This is a genomic window from Streptomyces odonnellii (assembly GCF_000981895.1).
GTDB lineage: Bacteria > Actinomycetota > Actinomycetes > Streptomycetales > Streptomycetaceae > Streptomyces > Streptomyces odonnellii.
Map to the genome: position 1 here is coordinate 1 of NZ_LATD01000398.1, position 1,436 is coordinate 1,436.

The 1,436-nt window shown below is 70.4% G+C and carries 2 protein-coding genes; both read left to right on the forward strand.

Going from position 1 to position 1,436, the window contains the following annotated elements; genetic code table 11:
- The first annotated feature begins 345 nt into the window (after window positions 1-345).
- Window positions 346-885 (forward strand): GNAT family N-acetyltransferase, encoded by a 540-nt coding sequence (locus WH07_RS31005; RefSeq protein ID WP_046507420.1) that lies wholly within the window; start codon window positions 346-348, stop codon window positions 883-885.
- Between the two features lie 203 nt (window positions 886-1,088).
- Entirely contained in the window at window positions 1,089-1,388 is a 300-nt protein-coding gene (locus tag WH07_RS31010; RefSeq protein ID WP_046507422.1) for a hypothetical protein, read from the forward strand.
- Window positions 1,389-1,436: the final 48 nt, after the last annotated feature.

Sequence of the window (1,436 nt, forward strand, 5' to 3'; positions counted from 1 at the left end):
TCTCGCCGAAAACAGCAGGTGGCGGCCCGAGAAGGAAACGCGGTCAACGCGCCCCCATGCCCCCACGCCCCCATGAACACCCCGCCGGTGAACACCCCGCCGGAAGGCACACCGCCAACTCCCGGCCCCACCACGCGGACGACGTCAAGCCAACTTGACTCAACATCAACCAGGTAATCACACAGGTTTACCCGACGACCATGATTGATGTCACACAGTGTTACGCGGAGTGATGCCAGGACTGCACCCTGTGCTGAACGCGGCTGCCTTTGGGTACGGGCGATCCGGCTGCGGCGACCGCATATTGGTTTGCCGCGGGTCGGTCCGGCCGGATAGGAAGCTCGCATGCTACGAGGCGGCAAGGTCGGACTCAGGGCCCGGCACGAGGAAGACATCCCGGTCCTGCGGGCCGAGCTCTACGACGACGTGGTCAACTCCTCACGGGCCGAAAGCGCACCGTGGCGGCCGGTCACGCCCGGCTCGAAGGACCCGCGGCTCGTGGTGGACGCCAAGGACCAGCGGCGCGTCCTGTTCTCCGTGGTGGAACTGACGGGCGGCACGCTGATCGGCACCGCGGCGCTGTGGGGCATCGACACCCACAACCGGTACGCGCACATCGGGCTGGGACTGCTCCCGTCCTGCCGAGGCAAGGGCTACGGCACCGACGTGGTCGCGACGCTGTGCCACTACGGCTTCGTCGTACGCGGCCTGCAACGGCTACAGATCGAAACGCTCGCGGACAACACCGCGATGCTCCGCTCCGCCGAGCGCAACGGCTTCATCCGCGAGGGCGTGCTGCGCTCCTCGGCCTGGGTGATGGGCGTCCTGGACGAGATCCTGCTCGGACTCCTCGCCCAGGACTGGAAGCCGAACTCGAAGGCCTAGGGCCTCTCGCCCGACCGCCACGGGCAGCCGCCCTTGTCGCGCGACACGGCCGCTCATCCCCGCCGTCGCGCACCGCGCTGAAGGAGCCGGCCGGGCGCCGAGGTCGAACCGTACCCGCCGCCCTGCGGGCAGGAGGTCCGCAGCCGGCATCCGCACCCGCGCGCCGACACCCGCGCCTGGACACGGCGGTCGCGGACTCCATCGTGACCGACACCGGTGGCAATCCGCTGGCGCTCATCGAACTGGCGTCGCACCTCGGTGCCGAGCAGTTGGCCGGGGTCGCGCCGATGCCCGAGCCGCTGCCGGTGAGCAGACTGCTGGAGGAGCACTTCCGGCAGTCGGTGGCCGCGCTGCCGCCGGACACCCGGACGCTGCTCCTCCTCATGGCCGCGGCGCCGACCGACGACATGGCGGTGGTCTGGCACGCGGTGGGCGTGCTGGGCCTGCTGGCCACGTGCGCGGTCGCGGCGGTCGAGGCCGGGATCTGGCCGGATGCCTGGTGAAGGCGGCGTTGCCCGGGACGCTGGAGCGTTCCGGGCACGACGTGCGTG